Annotated in this window: 16 protein-coding genes and 1 tRNA gene; 8 read left to right on the top strand and 9 right to left on the bottom strand. The window is 65.0% G+C overall.

The features are described 5' to 3' along the window. The first annotated feature begins 32 nt into the window (after positions 1–32). The 3 genes from C8J25_RS15150 (at position 33) to C8J25_RS15140 (ending at position 5,252) form a co-directional block, all read left to right on the top strand. Positions 33–2,147, top strand: coding sequence for a prolyl oligopeptidase family serine peptidase (locus C8J25_RS15150; protein WP_244187134.1), 2,115 nt, complete (start codon positions 33–35; stop codon positions 2,145–2,147). 16 nt (positions 2,148–2,163) lie between these two features. Continuing rightward, the gene (locus C8J25_RS15145) at positions 2,164–3,942 is read left to right on the top strand and encodes a DUF885 domain-containing protein (RefSeq protein WP_107955360.1); all 1,779 of its coding nucleotides are present in this window, start codon (positions 2,164–2,166) and stop codon (positions 3,940–3,942) included. Positions 3,943–4,208: 266 nt separating this feature from the next. Next, positions 4,209–5,252, top strand: coding sequence for a rod shape-determining protein (locus C8J25_RS15140; protein ID WP_107955233.1), 1,044 nt, complete (start codon positions 4,209–4,211; stop codon positions 5,250–5,252). 113 nt (positions 5,253–5,365) lie between these two features. On the opposite strand, the gene C8J25_RS15135 is transcribed toward C8J25_RS15140, so the two are convergent. From C8J25_RS15135 to C8J25_RS15125, 3 genes are all read right to left on the bottom strand, one after another. Then, positions 5,366–5,441: transfer RNA gene (locus tag C8J25_RS15135), tRNA-Ile, on the bottom strand. Positions 5,442–5,576: 135 nt separating this feature from the next. After that, a complete protein-coding gene (locus C8J25_RS15130) occupies positions 5,577–5,843 on the bottom strand; it encodes a hypothetical protein (RefSeq protein WP_031393308.1) in 267 nt (88 codons plus the stop codon). A gap of 154 nt (positions 5,844–5,997) precedes the next feature. Continuing rightward, positions 5,998–7,401: a M20/M25/M40 family metallo-hydrolase gene (locus tag C8J25_RS15125; protein ID WP_107955232.1), complete on the bottom strand. Its 1,404-nt coding sequence runs from the start codon at positions 7,399–7,401 to the stop codon at positions 5,998–6,000. A 123-nt stretch (positions 7,402–7,524) separates the two neighbouring features. Between C8J25_RS15125 and ettA the strand changes: the two genes are divergently transcribed. From ettA to C8J25_RS15110, 3 genes are read left to right on the top strand one after another with little or no spacing between them, the layout of a single operon-like run. Then, positions 7,525–9,204, top strand: a complete 1,680-nt coding sequence (ettA, locus tag C8J25_RS15120) for an energy-dependent translational throttle protein EttA (RefSeq protein ID WP_107955231.1) — start codon at positions 7,525–7,527, stop codon at positions 9,202–9,204. Positions 9,205–9,208: 4 nt separating this feature from the next. Continuing rightward, on the top strand, positions 9,209–9,751 hold the full coding sequence (locus tag C8J25_RS15115; protein ID WP_107955230.1) for a CYTH domain-containing protein: 543 nt from the start codon (positions 9,209–9,211) through the stop codon (positions 9,749–9,751). 2 nt (positions 9,752–9,753) lie between these two features. Then, positions 9,754–10,953 (top strand): sensor histidine kinase, encoded by a 1,200-nt coding sequence (locus C8J25_RS15110; RefSeq protein ID WP_107955229.1) that lies wholly within the window; start codon positions 9,754–9,756, stop codon positions 10,951–10,953. A gap of 182 nt (positions 10,954–11,135) precedes the next feature. Here C8J25_RS15110 and C8J25_RS15105 read toward each other — a convergent pair whose 3' ends face one another. From C8J25_RS15105 to C8J25_RS15085, 5 genes are read right to left on the bottom strand one after another with little or no spacing between them, the layout of a single operon-like run. Continuing rightward, positions 11,136–11,867 carry a phosphocholine cytidylyltransferase family protein gene (locus C8J25_RS15105; RefSeq protein WP_107955228.1) on the bottom strand — a complete coding sequence of 244 codons (732 nt, stop codon included), beginning with the start codon at positions 11,865–11,867 and terminating at the stop codon, positions 11,136–11,138. Position 11,868: 1 nt separating this feature from the next. Next, complete coding sequence (locus C8J25_RS15100) at positions 11,869–12,960, bottom strand: inositol-3-phosphate synthase (RefSeq protein ID WP_056050788.1); 1,092 nt, start codon at positions 12,958–12,960, stop codon at positions 11,869–11,871. 15 nt (positions 12,961–12,975) lie between these two features. Then, a complete protein-coding gene (locus tag C8J25_RS15095) occupies positions 12,976–13,836 on the bottom strand; it encodes a CDP-alcohol phosphatidyltransferase family protein (protein WP_107955227.1) in 861 nt (286 codons plus the stop codon). Between the two features lie 54 nt (positions 13,837–13,890). Beyond that, a complete protein-coding gene (locus C8J25_RS15090; RefSeq protein WP_107955226.1) occupies positions 13,891–15,936 on the bottom strand; it encodes an NAD(+) synthase in 2,046 nt (681 codons plus the stop codon). A 49-nt stretch (positions 15,937–15,985) separates the two neighbouring features. After that, complete coding sequence (locus tag C8J25_RS15085) at positions 15,986–16,453, bottom strand: DUF1203 domain-containing protein (protein WP_107955225.1); 468 nt, start codon at positions 16,451–16,453, stop codon at positions 15,986–15,988. Between the two features lie 118 nt (positions 16,454–16,571). Here C8J25_RS15085 and C8J25_RS15080 point away from each other — a divergent pair, with 118 nt between their 5' ends. Both C8J25_RS15080 and C8J25_RS15075 read left to right on the top strand, forming a co-directional pair. Beyond that, positions 16,572–16,928, top strand: a complete 357-nt coding sequence (locus C8J25_RS15080; protein ID WP_107955224.1) for an ArsC family reductase — start codon at positions 16,572–16,574, stop codon at positions 16,926–16,928. 11 nt (positions 16,929–16,939) lie between these two features. After that, positions 16,940–17,221: a DUF427 domain-containing protein gene (locus C8J25_RS15075; RefSeq protein WP_107955223.1), complete on the top strand. Its 282-nt coding sequence runs from the start codon at positions 16,940–16,942 to the stop codon at positions 17,219–17,221. A gap of 156 nt (positions 17,222–17,377) precedes the next feature. Here C8J25_RS15075 and ypfJ read toward each other — a convergent pair whose 3' ends face one another. Beyond that, positions 17,378–18,292, bottom strand: coding sequence for a KPN_02809 family neutral zinc metallopeptidase (gene ypfJ, locus C8J25_RS15070; protein ID WP_107955222.1), 915 nt, complete (start codon positions 18,290–18,292; stop codon positions 17,378–17,380). Positions 18,293–18,339 lie beyond the last annotated feature (47 nt).

Below are 18,339 nucleotides of genomic sequence, written 5' to 3'. Positions count from 1 at the left end.
CTACAGTCGCATCACTGAACGATAAGAGAGTGATGATGCAAAGACGCCTGCCGTTCCTGGCCTTGCTGGCCCTTTCCACGACCGCCCTGGCCCAGAATTCGGCTCCGCCACCCGCTACCGATCCGAATGCGTATCTCGAGGACATCCACGGCACGCGTGCGCTCGATACGGTGAAGCGGTGGAACACGCAGTCGCTCGCCGCGCTCGAAGCCAAGCCCGGCTATGCGCGCTACCGTCAGCGCGCACTCGACCTGTTGCAGGCGGATCGCCAGATCGCGACGCCCGACCAGATCCTCGGCGATCAGGTGCTGAACCTGTGGCAGGACAAGACGAACGTGCGCGGCCTCTGGCGGGTGGCCTCGCTCGCGTCGTTCACCAGCGGCAAGCCGGTATGGCGGACGCTGATCGACGTCGATGCGCTGGGTAAGGCCGAGGGCAAGAGCTGGGTGTGGAAGGGCGCGACGTGCCGCTCGCCGTCGTACGATCGGTGCATGGTGGCGCTGTCGAACGGCGGCGGCGATGCGGTCGAGGAGCGTGAGTTCGACATCCCGACCGGCAAGTTCGTCGCGGACGGTTTCGTCGTGCCGAGCTTCAAGACCGGGCTGAACTGGGCCGGGCCGGACGCGCTGTACGTCGCGACCGATTTCGGCGCCGGCAGCCTCACCAAGTCGGGCTATCCGCGGACCGTCAAGCGGTGGCAGCGCGGCACGCCGCTCTCGGCCGCGGCCGCCGTGACGAGCGCGACGCCGGACGATGTCGGGATCGAGACCAGCGTCTTCACCGATGGCGACCGGCGCTATCCGCTGGTGTCGCTCAACGTCGATTTCTTCCATTCGAAGCGCAGTCATATCGCTGAGAATGGCCGGCTGGTGCCGTCGCCGTTGCCCGATGACGCGGAGATCAACGCCGTCCTCGATGGCCGGTTGATCGCGACGCTGGCGTCTGACTGGAAGGGGATCCCGAGCGGATCGGTCGTGGCGTACCGCGTCGCCGACGTGCTGGCGGGACGCACGCCGACGATCGAGCGCGTGCTGGTGCCGACCGCGACCCAGGCGGTGGAGCAGGTCGATTCGAGCAAGTCGGTGCTGTGGGTGAAGATGCTCGACGACGTCTCGGGCCGGCTCGTATCGCTGACGCGCGGCGCGGACGGCATCTGGACGCGAGGCGTCGCGGCGCTGCCGACCGCATCGACGATCCACCTCGAGGCGACCGCAGGCAAGGACGATGTCGCCTTTGCGGTAGTCGAGAGCTTCCTCAGCCCGCCCGCGCGCTATGCCGTCCGCCCCAACGCGAAGCCGGTGGCGGTCGACACGCTGCCCGCGCGGTTCGACGCCTCGATGATGCAGGTCGAACAGCGGTTCGCGACGTCTAAGGACGGTACGAAGATCCCGTATTTCCTCGTGCGCAAGAAGGGCACGACGGGCCCGGTGCCCGCGCTGGTCCACGCCTATGGCGGGTTCCGCAACGCGCAGACGCCGACCTACCTCGTCGACCAGCCGTACCGCTCGGGCCCGGCCGGGTTGTTCTGGGTCGAGGAGGGCAACGCGTTCGTGCTCGCCAACATCCGTGGCGGCGGCGAATACGGGCCGCGCTGGCACCAGATGCCCCTGCGCGAGAACCGGCAAAAGGCGTATGACGATCTTCACGCGGTCGGCGACGATCTGGTCCGCACCGGTGTCAGTGCGAAGCGGAAGATCGCGGTATCGGGGCGGTCGAACGGCGGCCTGCTGGTCGGCGTCGCGATGGAGCAGCGTGCCGATCTCTACGGCGCGATCGTGATGGGATCGCCGCTGCTCGACATGCAGCGCTATTCGCATCTGTCGGCAGGCGCGTCGTGGATCGGCGAATATGGCGACCCGGACAAGCCCGCGGACTGGGCGTTCATCTCACAATATTCGCCCTATCAGAACCTGAAGCGCGGCGTGAAATACCCGACGCCGTTCATCTACACCTCGACCGAGGACGACCGCGTCCACCCCGGCCACGCGCGCAAATTCGCCGCGCGGCTGGAGGCCTATGGCGACCCGTTCTTCTATTACGAGAACCCGGAAGGCGGCCACGCGGCGGGCGCCGACAAGATCGAGGACGCCAAGCGCGCGGCGCTCGTCACCGTCTATCTGAACGCACAACTCGCGCCACAGCGCTGATCGTCAGGAATGCATGATGCGTAATTTCCGTCTGTTGCTCGGCGCCGCGATGCTCGCGCTGCCCGTTTCGTCGATCCCCGCGCCCGTGCTGGCCGTGCAAGCCGAGACGAGCGCGTTCGCGTCGCTGTCGAAGCGCTACGTCGATGGCCTCGCCCGCCTCAGTCCGTCGTCGGCGACATCGCTCGGCGATCACCGGTTCGACACGCAGATCACCGACATGTCCGCCGCAGGACGTGCCAAGCGAGAAGCGTTCTCGAAGGCGATGCTCGCCGATCTCCAGCGGATCGACCGCAAAGCCCTGTCGCGCGAGGAGCAGGTCGATGCGGCGCTGCTCGACAACGCGCTGCGCTACGACATCTGGGATACCGAGACGCTCGGTGGATGGGCGTGGGATCCGCAGGTCTATAACGACATCGCCGGCAGCTCGCTCTATTCGCTCGCTGCGCGGGACTTCGCGCCGTGGCCGCAGCGGCTGAACGCGGCGACCGCGCGGATGGCGGCGCTCCCCGCGTTGCTGGCGCAGGCGCGCGCCAACATCGTGGTGGCGCGCGTGCCGTCGATCTACGCGACGACCGTGGCGAAGCAGAACAGCGGCATCGTCGACATCGCCGAGAGCATGCTCGCGCCGCACAAGAGCGAATTGTCGGCAGCGGACGCCAAGCGGTTCGACGCCGCGCTCGTGACACTGAAGGCGGCGGTTGCCGAGCACCAGGTCTGGCTCGACAAGACGCTCGTTCCCGGCGCCAAGGGCGACTTCCGCCTCGGCGCGGCGCTCTACGACAAGAAGCTCGGTTTCGCGCTGCAATCCGACCTCACCCGCGCCGAGATCAAGCGGCGCGCGCAGGCCGCGATCGTCGACACGCGCGCGCAGATGTACGCGATCGCGCGGCAGATCTTCGGCGCCAAGAAGGGCGCGCTGCTGCTCCCCGACAAGCCGACCGAAGCGCAGCAACAGGCCGCGATCCAGCTCGCGCTAGAACTCACCTACGCCAAGCGTCCGGCACGCGACGGCATGATCGACGCCTCGACCAAGGCTCTGGCGCAGGCGACCACCTTCGTCCGCGACAAGGGGCTGGTCGGCATGCCCGACAGCCCGGTGAAGATCATCACGATGCCCAAGTTCCAGCAGGGCGTCGCGGTAGCCTACTGCGATTCGCCCGGCCCGCTGGAGAAGAACCTCGGCACGTTCTTCGCCGTGTCGCCGATCCCCGACGACTGGACCGAGGCGCAGGCGACCTCGTTCCTCAGCGAATATAACGACTACATGATCCACGATCTCGCGGTGCACGAGGCGATGCCGGGGCATTATCTCCAGCTCGCGCACGCCAACGCGACGCAGTCGACGTTGCGCGCGGTGCTCGGCTCGGGGCCGTTCATCGAGGGATGGGCGGTGTATGCCGAGGGCATGATGGCGGACGAGGGCTATCTGAACGGCGATCCGCTGTTCAAGCTCACCGTGCTCAAGATGCGGCTGCGCTCGATCTCGAACTCGCTGCTCGACATCGGTATCCACACCGAGGGCATGACTCGCGAGCAGGCGATGCAGTTGATGACGCACACCGCGTTCCAGCAGGAGCGCGAGGCGGCAGGGAAGTGGGTCCGCGCCTCGCTTGGTTCGACTCAGCTGCTGAGCTATTTCACCGGCTATTCGGAGCACATGGCGTTGCGCGACGAGGCCAGGAAGCGGCAGGGCGCGGCGTTCGATCTCAAGCGCTACAACGACGCGTTGCTCGCCCATGGATCGCCGCCAGTGCGCTACGTCCGCGAACTGCTGTTCGACCTGCCGATCGGATGACGGCAGGAGGGTGCGCGTAAGGCATATCCCTGGTCGATCCGTTTATCGGCACGGGCGGCGAGGGGCATGTCTTGCCCGGCGCTGTACGCCGTTCGGAGCCACCGCGACCCTATTCGATGATGCCGTATCGAGAATGCCGTCGTGATCGTCGTTGGGTTGGCCCGTCCGGGCGCAGAGCGATTGACGCGGATCGCACTACGCCGACAGCATATGATTTCATACAGTGGCCACGATAACGGGCGCACGCTTTCAGATTGTCACAGCCCATGCGTCTTCCTCGCCTGTTCAGCCGCCCGTCGAACGACATGGCGATCGATCTCGGAACGGTGAACACCGTCGTCTATCTGCGCGGTCAGGGCATCGTCCTGAACGAACCGTCCGTGGTGGCGATCGAAACGCGCAATGGCGTCCAGCAGGTGCGCGCGGTGGGTGCCGAAGCGAAATTGATGATGGGCAAGACGCCCGACGGGATCGAGACCATCCGGCCGATGCGTGACGGCGTGATCGCCGACCTCGACGTCGCCGAGCAGATGATCAAGTTCTTCATCGAAAAGGCGCATGGCGGGCCCAGCCGACTGCCACGCCATCCCGAGATCGCGATCTGCATCCCGTCCGGCGCGACCTTGGTCGAGCGTCGCGCGATACGCCAGGCGGCGTCCAACGCCGGCGCGCGCAAGGTGTATCTGATCGAAGAGCCGATGGCGGCGGCGATCGGTGCCGGACTGCCGGTGACCGAGCCGGTCGGGGCGATGATCGTCGATATCGGCGGTGGCACGACCGAAGTGGCGGTGCTGTCGCTGCGAGGGCTTGCCTACAGCACGTCGGCGCGGGTCGGCGGCGACAAGATGGACGAGGCGATCAGTTCGATGATTCGTCGCAAGCACAACCTGATGATCGGCGAAGCCACCGCCGAGCGCGTGAAGCTGGCGGTCGGCATGGCGCGGATGCCGGAGGATGGAATCGGCGAGGTCATGCGCGTCAAGGGACGCGACCTGCGCGCAGGGGTACCACGCGAGATCGAGGTGACGCAGGCGGATATCGCGGCATCGTTGGCGGATCTGATCGGCCAGATCGTCGAGACCGTGCTGACCGCGCTGGAGAAGACCGAACCCGAACTGGCCGCCGATATCTGCGATCAGGGCATCGTCATGACGGGCGGCGGATCGCTGCTCGCGCGGATCGACGAAGTGTTGTCGGACGCGACGGGGCTGCCCGTCACGGTCGCCGAGAACGCGCTGACCTGCGTCGCGATCGGTGCGGGCCGCGCGATGGAAGAACCAGTCTATCAGGGCGTGATGACGGAAATCTGAGTCGGCTGAACGCCGGCGCGCCGTAGTTTCAGCAACGGCCGGATGCACTGCGCTCCGCGACGGTCATAAACCCGGCATCGCTTTTCGAGCGGCTCGGGGACAGGGAGAGGGGTTGGTGGGCCCGGCAGGAATCGAACCCGCAACCTAGCCGTTATGAGCGGCCAGCTCTAACCGTTGAGCTACAGGCCCCACCGGCGCCTGCGTTAGCGCAAGCGATCCGCCCGCAAAAGGGCGCACAAGCAAAAGGCAAAGAAAAAGGGCGCTCCCGAAGGAACGCCCTTTCCGACACTAATACTCTATCGAGCGCGAACGCCCGACAGGGTTTTAGTTCATGTTGTCGGTCTTCTCGTCGGCAGCGTCACGGACGTTGTCGGCAGCTGCGTTCATGTTGTCAGCAGCGTTCTCGAGCACGTCGGTAGCGACTGCGTTCGAGGTGTTGTCCGCCATGGCGTCCATGTTGTCAGCCTGCATTTCCATGTTGTCAGCCAGCATGTCCGCGTTGTTCTCAACTGCGGCGGCTTCTGGCGACTTGCTGCAGGCTGCGACGGACATCAGGCCGGCGGCAGCAGCGATCAGAACGATCTTCTTCATTCGAATGCTCCCAAGCATAGTTTCACTCGCGGCCGACCCGATTGCCGTCGCGAAGTCACGTCAAATAGCGGCCCCCGGCGGGCGGTCAATCCGCTAAATTCATCTGTCCGCAAGGTTTGCGGCAGAACGATGACAGATTGGTTCATGCAATTCGTCACTTCTGGGGCACAATTGACCCGATTTCCTCGGGTGCATTGGCCACTGTCGCGATCACCGTGGTCCATGCCGCGACGTTCTGACGGAGCTGTTCGGGGTCGATCAGATCCAGCGTGTCCTCGGGCGTATGGTGATAGTCGAAGTAGCGCAGGCCCGACTGGTTGAGGTCGATTCCGGCGACCCCCGTGGCGATCACCGGGCCGACATCGGTGCCGCCATGAGGGGCGTCGGCCCCGCGAACGATCCCGAGCGGGGCGAGCGCGACGGCCAAGCGATCCTCGATGGGCTTGGCGGCGTCGGGCAGGCTGCTCTCGAACCGCCAGACGCGATCGGCACCGAAATCCGATTCGGCGGCGGTCGCATGGCGTTCGCCCGCATGTGCCTTGGCGTAGGCGGCTCCGCCAAAGCCGCCGCTCTCCTCGTCGCCGAACCAGACGACGCGGATGGTGCGGCGTGGGCGCTGGCCGCCGTCCATCACGATCTTGGCAGCCGCCGCGGTGATCGCGATGCCCGCCCCGTCATCGATCGCGCCGGTGCCGAGATCCCAGCTGTCGAGATGGCCACCGACCAGCACGATCCCCGCCTTGGGATCGGTGCCAGGGACTTCGGCGACGACGTTGCCCGATTCGCGCATACCGACCTGCTTGTCTTCAAGCACCAGTTTCAGCGTCACGGGCTTGCCGAGCTTCACCAGCCGCTCGACATGCTCGGCGTCCGCGACCGACAGCGCGGCGGCGGGGATCGGCGTCACGCCCGCGTCGAAATTGGTGTTGCCTGCGTGCGGCCCGCGGCCGTGATCGGTACCGATCGACCGGATCACGATCGCCGCCGCACCCTTCTTGGCGGCGACGTTCGGTCCGACGAAGCGCGCGGTACCCTGCGATCCATAGCTCGACCCGTCCTGCGTCGGCTGCATCGCGTTCGACACGAAGGCGATCTTGCCCCTCAAGCTGCCGTCGGCGGCGAGCGCCAGGTCGTTGTACGTCGGAAAATACACGATCGGCAGGGTCAGCCCGCCCGGCGGCGTCGCACCCGAATTGCCGAGGCCGACCAGATGCAGCTTCTGCGCATAGGGTGCGACCAGCTCACCACTCTCCGTGCCGCGCGACCAGACCGGCAGCTGGTATGGCTCGATCCGCACGTTCTTGAACCCGAGCGCCTTCAGCTTGGCGACCGACCAAGCGCGCGCCCGCGGCGCCGCCTCGGTGCCCGTCATCCGCGGGCCGACCTCGGTCGTGATGCCCTCGACGATCTTGTAGGCGGTGTCGTCGGTCAGCGCCTTGTCGCGCAGCGCCGCGACCTTCGCATCGACCGCGGTCGCGGGCGCAGCGGTGCGCTGCGCGGCAAGAGGAACGGCGGTGATTGCGGCACAGGCCGCCAGAAATGGTGCGATACGCGTCATCAGCAATTCCCCTTGGTGTCGGCCTCCTTCGTTAGGTCCCAGCTCGCGCGTTGCCAACCTTCGCGGCTGCCCTTACATGCGCAGATCAATCCCTCCCTCACGAACACCCGAACGGAGACCCCCGTGGCCGGCCAATACGCCTATGTCATGAAGGACATGACGAAGACCTTCCCCGGCGCGCCCAAGCCGGTGCTGTCGAACATCAATCTGCAATTCTATCATGGCGCCAAGATCGGCATCGTAGGCCCCAACGGCGCGGGCAAGTCGACGCTGATCAAGATCATGGCCGGCATCGACAAGGACTATACCGGCGAGGCCTGGCCGGGCGAGAACGTTACCGTCGGCTATCTGGAGCAGGAGCCGCAGCTCGACGCCACCAAGACCGTGCTGGAGAACGTCAAGGACGGCGCGCGCGGTGTCGCGGACATGGTCGATCGCTTCAACGCGATCTCCGCCGAGATGGGCGATCCCCAGGACAACACCGACTTCGACGCGCTGCTGGAGGAGATGGGGACGCTTCAGGAGCAGATCGACGCGATCGACGGCTGGACGCTCGACAACCAGCTCGAGGTTGCGATGGAAGCGCTGCGTTGCCCGCCGGGCGACTGGCCGGTCGACAAGCTGTCGGGTGGTGAGAAGCGCCGCGTCGCGCTGACCCGCCTGCTGATCCAGAAGCCGGGTATCCTGCTGCTTGACGAGCCTACCAACCATCTCGATGCGGAGAGCGTCCAGTGGTTGGAGAATCATCTGAAGGATTATGCGGGCGCGGTGCTGATGATCACCCATGACCGCTATTTCCTCGACAACGTCGTTGGCTGGGTGCTCGAACTCGATCGCGGCAAGTATTTCCCGTATGAGGGCAATTACTCGACGTATCTCGAGAAGAAGGCCAAGCGCCTTGAGCAGGAGGATCGTGAGGAGTCCGGTCGTCAGACCGCGATCAAGAACGAGCTCGAATGGATTCGTCAGGGTGCCAAGGCGCGCCAGACCAAGTCCAAGGCGCGTATCGCCAACTTCGAACGCCTCGTCTCCGCACAGGAGAACCGCTCGCCGGGCAAGGCGCAGATCGTCATCCAGGTGCCCGAGCGTCTCGGCGGCAAGGTCATCGAGCTTGAGAACGTCTCCAAGGCTTACGGCGACAAGCTGCTGTTCGAGAACCTCTCGTTCACGCTGCCCGCGGGCGGTATCGTTGGCGTCATCGGTCCCAACGGCGCCGGCAAGTCGACGTTGTTCAAGCTGATCACTGGGCAGGAGACGCCGGACAGCGGCACGATCGACAAGGGTTCGACCGTGCGGCTCGGCTATGTCGACCAGAGCCGCGACCATCTCGACGACAAGAAGAACGTCTGGGAAGAGATTTCCGACGGCCTCGACTCGATGAAGGTCAACGGGTTCGACCAGTCGACGCGCGCCTATGTCGGAGCGTTCAACTTCAAGGGCCAGGACCAGCAGAAGAACGTCGGCAAGCTGTCGGGCGGCGAGCGCAACCGCGTCAACATCGCCAAGATGTTGAAGCGCGGCGGCAACGTGCTGCTGCTCGACGAGCCCACCAACGATCTCGATGTCGAGACCTTGGGCGCGCTCGAGGAAGCGATCGAGAATTTCGCAGGGTGCGCGGTGGTGATCAGCCACGATCGCTTCTTCCTGGATCGTCTCGCCACGCACATCCTGGCGTTCGAGGGCAACAGCCATGTCGAATGGTTCGAGGGCAATTTCGAATCCTACGAAGAGGACAAGCGCCGCCGTCTGGGCGATGCGGCGGATCGTCCTACCGCGCTGTCCTATAAGAAGCTGACGCGCTGACCCGATGTTGCGGGGGCTCGACGAGGAACTGGTCGCTCACAAATACGCGCATGTCGAGCGCGAGCGCCGGTTTCTCGTCGATCCTGCACGTCGGCCCGATCTGGCCGACGCGCCGTACATCCTGATCGAGGACCGATACATCGAGGGCACGCGGCTGAGGCTGCGCGCCATGACCGATAGCGGCTCGGGGCGCGTGGTCCTGAAGATCGGCAAGAAATACGACGTTGCCGATGTGCTGAGCAGGCCGACGGTCACGACGTATCTCGATCGGGACGAGTATGACCGGCTGGCGCAAGTGCCGGCCCGATCGTTGAGGAAACGCCGGTATCCGGTGGGCGCGGACTTCGGCATCGATTTGATCGAAGGAGCGCTCGCCGGGCTGGAACTCGCCGAGATCGAGCAGGACGACGCGGCCGCTTTGACGTCGATCGTCAGCCCCGAATGGGCAATCGCGGACGTCACGCATGATCCTCGGTTTCAGGGTGGGCGATTGAGCCGGCTGGATGCGGCGGGCGTGACGAGACTTATTGCCAGTAACATCGAGTGAGTATGACGGTTATCGAACAATCTCCCGGCGGCGATCGGCCACCCGGCGCAGGCGAACTGGAATATCGTCTTCGCCAGCAGTCGATCCTTGCCGATTTCGGGATCGAGGCGCTGCGGGCGCGGGATCTGCAGCCGATGTTGCAGCGCGCGACCGAGTTGTGCGGCGAGGGGATGCGGTCGCAATACTGCAAGTTCCTCGAATACCGTCCCGAACAGAACACCTTGTTGGTCCGCGCCGGGATCGGCTGGGCGCCGGGGGTGGTCGGGTCGACCGAGATGCGTACCGACCTCGGCTCGCCGGCGGGGTTCGCGCTGGAGACCGGGCTGCCGGTGATCTCGAACCATCTGGAGAACGAGCAGCGTTTCCGGACGCCGGAGTTCATGGCGCAGCACAATATCCGCCGCGCGATCAACGTGCTGGTCGAGACGTCGGGCAAGCGCTTCGGCGTGCTCGAGGTCGACAGCCCCGACGAGGGCAAGTTCGAGCCCGCCGATTTCGCGTTCATGCAGGGGTTTGCCAACCTCATCGGCGTGGCGATCGAGCGACAGCAGGCGGAGCAGCGGCTGAGCGAGGCGATGGAGCATCAGGAACTGCTTACGCGGGAGGCGAGCCACCGGGTCAAGAACAGCCTCGCGCTCGTCTCTGCGATGCTCAATCTCCAGATGCAGGAGGACGACGATCCGCGGATCCGCCGGCTGCTCGGCGATGCGCAGGCGCGGATCACCGCGATCGCGCAGACGCACGACCAGCTATGGCGTGGCGATCAGGTTGGCATCGTTGCGCTGAACGATCTGGTCTGCGGGATCGCTACGGGGCTGGGTGAGCAATCGCTCACCCACCGGATCGACTGCGATATCGAGGCGATCCTGATCAGCGCTGACGTGGCGATCCCTATGGGGTTGCTGGTCACCGAGCTGGTCACCAACGCGATCAAATATGCGTATGGCGACGATGGTGGCGTGATCCTGGTCACGGTGCGGAGCGGGGATGGGCGCATCGTCTTGACGGTGTCGGACGAGGGCGGCGGGTTGCCGGCGGACTTCGACTTGAAGACGGCGTCGCGCAAAAGCCTCGGGATGCGGATGATCGGCAGCCTCGCGCGGCAGTTACGCGGGACTGTGACGATCGAGAACGCTGCGATAGGGACATGCGCGACGCTGGACGTGCCCGATCCTCGGGTCGAGGAAGCCTCGTCATCCTGACGAGATCCTGTCATTCTGACGAAAGTCAGGACCCAGAGCCCAAAGGGCACCACTTGTAACTCTGAATCCTGACTTTCGTCAAAATGACGGGGTTTTATCGTTCTTCTGCGAACGCAGGAGTCCAGGGTCAGAGGCGTTTCGGCTGGTATCCTGGGCTCCTGCGTTTGCAGGAGAACGGTGGCTTACGCCGCTACGGCATCTGCCTTGGTCGCCATCCACGCCTCGGCCTTGGCCAGGGCGGGGGCGTCGTCGACGTCGATCCAGTCGATGTCGCTGCACTCCACGATCCGAGCCAGGCCCTGTGCGGCCAGCAGGCGGACGCCTTCCGTCAAAGACGGGCTCGCCAAGGTGGAGAGCGCATCCGACAGCGCAGGGCCGATCGCGAAGACGCCGGTGTCGTAGCAGTCGTGCGGCTCGAGACCCTTGCCGATCGCGACGATGCGATCGCCTTCGGTCGCGACGCAGGTGACGTCCTCGGGGTCGACCCAGTCATGCCCAAGGCGCCGGTCGATGCCGAGCCGGAGTCCGCCACCAGCGCCGGCCTTCGCCATGCGCGCGTAGAGTTCGGGGCTGACGAGGTGGTCGCACATCGCAAGGATCGCTTCACTGCCGCCGAGCGCATCGCGCGCTGCCAGTACCGAAACGCCGTTGGGTTCGCGGTGATCCGCGAGAACCGTCTCGACCTTCAACGGCCAACGCCGGCTCGCGAGATACGCCTCGATCGCCTCGCGCCCGTAGCTCACCGTCACGATCGCACGCGCAAAGCCAGCCTCGGCCAGCCCCTCGAGCGCGTGGGCGATCAACGGCCGCCCCGCGACCGCGCAAAGCGGCTTGTACGGGGCGGAGGTGCGAAGGCGGCTGCCTTCCCCGGCGGCGAGGATGATCGCCGTTTGAATCCGGGGCGTATCGATCATGTCAGGCGGCCTTGATGAACCGCTCGACTTCGATCTGCGCGAGATCGTCGGTCATCTGCGTGCGCGGGTGCTTGCAGAAATACGCCGAGGCAGGGTCGATCACGCCGGCGATGCCGCGATCCTTGGCGATCTTGGCGCAACGGATCATGTCGATCGCGACGCCCGCCGAGTTGGGGCTGTCCTCGACCGAGAGACGCAGCTCGATGTTCATAGGAACGCCGCCGAACAGCTGGCCTTCCATCCGCAGGAAGCAGACCTTGTTGTCGTTCTGCCAGGGCACGTAGTCCGACGGACCGATGTGCACGTTGTCGTCGTCCATGCGCTCGGCCGCAACCGACTGCACCGCTTCGGTCTTCGAGATCTTCTTCGACTCGAGACGGCGATGGTTCGACATGTTGAGGAAGTCGGTATTGCCGCCGGTGTTGAGCTGGTAGGTGCGATCCAGCTTCACGCCGCGCTTGGCGAACAGGTCGGTCAGCACGCGGTGGACGATCGTCGCGCCGAGCTGTGCCTTGATGTCGTCGCCGATGATCGCGACGCCGGCGTCTTCGAACTTCTTCGCCCAGACCGGGTTCGACGCGATGAAGACGGGGATGTTGTTGACGAACGCCACGCCCGCTTCGATCGCGCATTCGGCGTAGAATTCGGTCGCTTCCTGCGAACCGACCGGCAGGTAGTTCATCAGAACGTCGGCGCCCGATGCCTTCAGCTCGGCGATGACCTCTTCACGGGTCGGCTCGGCGGCGTCGGAGACCAGGAACGTGCGGTCGTCCTTGAAGTCGGCCATGTGGTCGGCAACGCCGTCCAACTTCTTGCCCATCTTCACGATCGTGCCGGTGTTGCCGACATTGGGTGCGAACACCGCGGTGCAGTTGGGCTTGGCGAAGATCGCCTCGGCGACGTCCTTGCCGACCTTGCGGCGATCGACGTCCCAGGCCGCGACGACCTTGATGTCGCTCGGCTTGTAGCCACCCATGTCGAAATGCATCAGGCCAACCTGGTCGTTTGCCCCCTCGCGATAATGCTCGAGGCCCTGGACGAGCGAGCTCGCGCAGTTGCCGATGCCGACCACGGCGATCCGAATGCTATTCATTACTGACCCTGTTCCTTACGAAAGATGCATGCGCGACGCGGTCTTTGGTCGCGTTGCGGAAGTATTACGAACGAAAGCCCGCTCGACACGACGGTGCCAGACGAGCCCGACGATGGCGACGAGCGTCAAAGGGACGATCTCGAACCACCAGAAGATGCGTGGGTTGCCCGCGAAGCAGGCGACGAAGATCGCCCATACCCGGACATTCGCGGTAAGCAAGGCCATGAAGCGCAACGGCGCGACGGCGCGGGCACCGTACAGGGCGCCGAGCGCGACCGGATCCGCCGACTGACCGAGCGTGCGCTCGAACGGCATGGCGATCCGGTCGATGCTGCTGGCGACGCCATCATAGAAGCGGACCAGCGCGTTGCCGGTCGGAACGGGAAGCGCTTCGAGCGCCACGCCCTTGACGCGACGATGGAAGCGCGAACGCTCGCCTTCGTACATGTTCGACTGCACCGCATGCGCGCCACCAGCCGCGAATGCGAGGACCCAGCCCTCGGGCGTGTCGATCGTCAGCGCAAGCGAGATGTAGATCAGCGCGAAGACGCCGTGATCGCATAATCCGTCGAGCATCCTGCCGAGCGGGCTCGCGGTCTTGGTCGCGCGGGCAACCATGCCGTCGAGTCCGTCGGCGATCAGCCAGCCCATCGACAGCACCAGGCCGACCAGCGCCAGCGCCCAGTTTCCCCATTGCGTGTAGGCGAGCGCCGCTGCTCCGCCGAGGCAAAGCCCCGCTACCGACACCGAATTGGCCGAAATTCCACGCGCCAACGCAAGCGGCAAAAGCGCACGGCCTGCCGGGTGAATCAGCCAAAGATTAGATGGGATCTCGATCCGGCGATCGCGCGATCCATCCGGTGGAGCCACTGTCATAGGATTTTCATAATGCGCCGGATGGGCGATTTATGCAAGGCGGCGCGGCTGACCTTACGGAACGCTTGACCGCAATTCCTTGATCCAGATCTCGGCAGTTCCATCCGACGGCGCACGCCAGTCGCCACGCGGCGATAGCGCACCGCCTGCCGAGACCTTCGGCCCGTTGGGCATCGCCGACCGCTTGAACTGGCTGGTCGTGAAGAAGCGGAAGAGGAATTTCTCCAGCCAATGGCGGATCGTCGGCAGGTCGTAGGCGACGTGCGCGTCCGCCGGCAGGTCCTCCGGCCACGCGCCGACGCTCGCATCGCGCCATGCGTGCCAGGCGAGAAACGCGATCTTCGAGGGGGCAAGGCCGTAGCGGATCACGTAATGCGCGAAGAAATCGTTCAGCGCGTACGGCCCGATCATCGACTCGGTGCTCTGCAATGCGCCATCCGCGCCCGCCGGAACGAGCTCGGGCGAAATCTCCTGCGCGAGGATCGTCGCCAGGATCGCGTCGGTCGCCGCGTCATACTGGTCGGTGCGGATACACCAGCGGATCAGGAACTGGATCAGCGTCTTCGGTACGCCGCTGTTCACCGCGTAATGGCTCATCTGGTCGCCGACGCCGTAGGTGCACCAGCCGAGCGCCATCTCACTTAGGTCTCCGGTGCCGAGCACGATCCCGCGCCGCTGATTGGCAAGGCGGAAGAGGTAGTCGGTGCGAAGCCCTGCCTGCACGTTCTCGAAGGTGATGTCGTAGACCGGTTCGCCTTCGCTGAAGGGATGGCCGATGTCCTCCAGCATCCGCGTGGCGGCGGGGCGGATGTCGATCTCTTCGGCGGCAATGCCGAGCGCGCGCATCAGGGCCCAGGCGTTTGCCTTGGTCCCTTCGCCGGTCGCGAAGCCGGGCATGGTGAAGCCGAGGATCGCGCTGCGGGGGCGTCCAAGCCGGTCCATCGCCTTCGCCGCGACGATCAGCGCGTGCGTCGAGTCGAGCCCGCCCGAAACGCCTATCACGATCGTCTCTGCGTGCGCGGCGACGAGGCGCTTCGACAGTGCCTCCACCTGGATGTTGAACGCCTCGTAGCAATCGTCGTCGCGCCGCGCCGGGTCGTTCGGGACGAACGGGAACCGGCGGATGGCGCGTTCGAGGCCACTGTCGGCGAGCACCGGCTCGTGATCGAACGCGATCCGTCGGAAGCGTGTCTCGGGATTGCCGGCGAACATGGCCGCATCGTTGAAGGTGCCGGTCCGTAGGCGCTCCGCCGTAATCCGTTCGCAGTCGACGTCGGCGACGACCAGTTCGGGCTCGGTCGAGAACCGCGCGGACTCCGCGATCTGTTCGCCGAGTTCGTGGACCAATCCTTGGCCGTCCCACGCGACCTCGGTGGTGCTCTCGCCGGGCCCTGCGGCGGAATAGACATAGGCGCAGACCGCGCGCGCCGATTGCGCCGCCGCCAGCATCGCTCGATCGCGCGCCTTGCCGATGACGATGTTCGATGCGGACAGGTTGCAGCAGATCAGCGCCCCCGCGAGCGCGCCCGCAGTCGAGGGCGGGGTAGGGGCCCAATAGTCCTCGCAGATCTCGGCATGGAACACGAAGCCGGGCAGATCGCGCGCGGCGAAGATCAGATCGGTCCCGAACGGCACGTCGCCGCCGTTTAGGTCGATCGTCAGTCCGGTCATCCCTACGCCACTCGCGAACCACCGCTTCTCGTAGAACTCGCGGTAATTCGGCAGGAATGTCTTCGGGACCACGCCGAGCACGCGCCCGCGCGCGATCGCCAGCGCGCAGTTATACAGCCGCCCGTTCCGCACCAGCGCCGCGCCGACCAGCAGCACCGGCCGCAAGGTCGCGCTCGCCTCGACCACCGTCGCGATCGCGGCCAGCGTCGCGCGCTGCTGCGCGGTCTGAAGATGCAGATCGTCGATCGCGTAGGAGGTGAGGTTTAGCTCCGGGAAAACGACGAGGTCGACGCCTTTCGCATCTGCCTCGCGCGCCAAGGCGATCGTAGCCTCGGCATTGGCCCCGGTATCCCCCACCGAAGCCCGCGGCGTCGCGGCGGCAACTCGGATCAGCCCGTGATTATGGATCGCGTAGAATGGATGCGTCATGACACACCGATAAACGCCCCGAGCCGGTCACGCCACCGGCTTGCGCACGTCAGGCACGAACGATGCGCGCGGCGTAACATCCGCGTCTGGCGTAATGGGCCTGCAGATACGCCACGTCCGGCACCGCGAAGAAGCGCTCGATCAGCGGGATCAGGTCCGTGCCTGCGACCAGGTCGGCGTTGATCATTTCGTCGTCGAATCCAAAGGCGCGCAGGGATATCGGCCGGATGCGGATCGCCTCGGGGATGGCGTCGAGCAGGTCCAGCGGTTCCGTCTCCGCCTCGGATACGAAGATCGCGTGGCGCGAGCGGTAGGGCGTGTCGGCCGGCTGATGTTCGTAATTGATCAGGATCGCGGTTTCGCCGATCTCCAGATCCCGTACCGCGATGCGATCGGGAAAGCCAGGCTTGGCGTCGACCACGTATCGCAGGGCGCCTGCTCGCGCGTGGCTTGCATCGGAGGCGCCGAACAGGTGTCGAAACTGGTCGGGGTCGAGCCCCTGAACGCGGAAGGACATGATCGCTCCTCTTCGGTATGAGCGAGTTTCATGTCCCGGATCGGGTGCATGTGCGTCCCGCAGCTTGCTATCAAACGGCTGCGCTTGGACTGATTCCAGTTTTGCTTCGGAGGCCATTTTGACGATCACGATGTTCGGTATCAAGAATTGCGACACGATCAAGAAGGCGCGGACATGGCTGGATGCGCACGACGTGGACTATGCGTTCCACGACTATAAGACTGCCGAAATCGACGCCGCGCATCTGGAGGATTGGATCGGCCGGGTTGGCTGGGAGGTGTTGCTCAATCGTGCGGGGACGACGTTCCGCAAACTTCCGGAAGCGGACCGAGCGGATCTCGACGCCGGGAAGGCCACCGCGCTGATGCTGGCGCAACCGTCGATGATCAAGCGCCCGGTGCTCGATACCGGCGAGACGCTGCTAGTCGGGTTCAAGCCCGAGGCGTATGAGGCGGCGGGGCTGGGAAGCGCCTGAAGGAGATCAGCATGCCGGTTGCAAGTTGGAATGGCCACGAGATCGCACGATCGGACGATACTGTCGTGGTAGAGGGCAATCATTATTTTCCCGCCGACAGCGTCGATCCGGCGTTGTTGGAGGATAGCGCGACGCACTCGAACTGCCCGTGGAAGGGTGTGGCGAGTTACAAGACTCTTGTAGTCGACGGGAAGCGCAACGTCGATGCGGTCTGGTATTATCCCGATCCGAAGTCGGCAGCAGCCGAGATCAAGGATCGCTATGCGTTCTGGAAGGGCGTCGTCGTCGCGTAAGGACGCGCGCTATTTTTGAAATCCTCCCCCGTCAGGGGGAAGTGTCGCCGAAGGTGACGGAGGGGGAGGATACGGAACAGGCGTTTCGAATACCTCCCCCTCCGTCAGGCAAACGCCTGCCACCTCCCCCTGGCGGGGAGGATCAGTAGGCTCAGCTCAGATCTCCCCCGAAAACGTGTCACACTGCTGCGGATCTCCGCTCTCCAGCCCGCGCTTCAGCCACGACTGACGCTGAGCCGACGTCCCATGCGTGAAGCTGTCCGGTACCACGCGGCCCTGCGACTGCTTCTGCAACGTGTCGTCGCCGATCGCCTGCGCCGCGGTCATGCCCTCCTGAATATCCCCAGCCTCGAGCCGCGTCTTGTTCGCAGCCGCCCACACGCCCGCATAACAATCCGCCTGCAATTCGAGCCGTACCGACAGAGCATTGCCCTCGGTCTCGCTCGCCTGGCGCTGCGCCTGCTGGACCTGCGCGTTGGTACCGAGCAGCTTCTGGATGTGATGGCCGAACTCGTGCGCGATCACGTAATCCTGTGCGAAGTCGCCGTTCGCCTTGAAGCGCGTCGACAGCTCGTTGAAAAAGCTGGTGTCGAGATAGATGCCCTGGTCGGTCGGGCAATAGAATGGCCCCATCGCCGACTGCGCGGCGCCGCAACCCGAGCGGCCATTGCCGTCGAAGAACACGAGCTTGGGTGCCTCGAACCGCTGGCCGTTCTTCTGGAAGATCGCTTCCCAGGTGTTGTCGGCCGAGCTGAAGGCGTTGCAGGCGGCCTTGCTTTCGGCGTTCAGCGAACAGCTCGACTTGGTATCGGAGCCCGAGCGCGGTTCGCTCTGCGTCGTCGGTGCCGACGTCTGTCCGCCACCGAGCAGTCCGCCAAGGCCGCCCATCCCACCGAACACCGCCATCAGGATCAGCACCACGACGATCCCGCCGCACCCGAAGCGGCTGCCGATCATCGGCAACAACCCCATCAGCAGGCCGCCACCGCCGCCGCCAAAACCGCCGCCTCCGCCGCCCGACCCGCGCTGGTCCTCGACGTTGATGTTCGGATCGTAATCGTCGAGCCGCATGGATATGCCCCTTTTCGTTTCTTCTCGGGAACGAAATGCGCAAGGTG

The organism is Sphingomonas faeni, assembly GCF_003053745.1.
GTDB classification, from domain to species: Bacteria; Pseudomonadota; Alphaproteobacteria; order Sphingomonadales; family Sphingomonadaceae; genus Sphingomonas; species Sphingomonas faeni.
The sequence above is the reverse complement of the archived record's forward strand: the minus strand, read 5'-3'. Positions and strand labels throughout refer to the sequence as shown.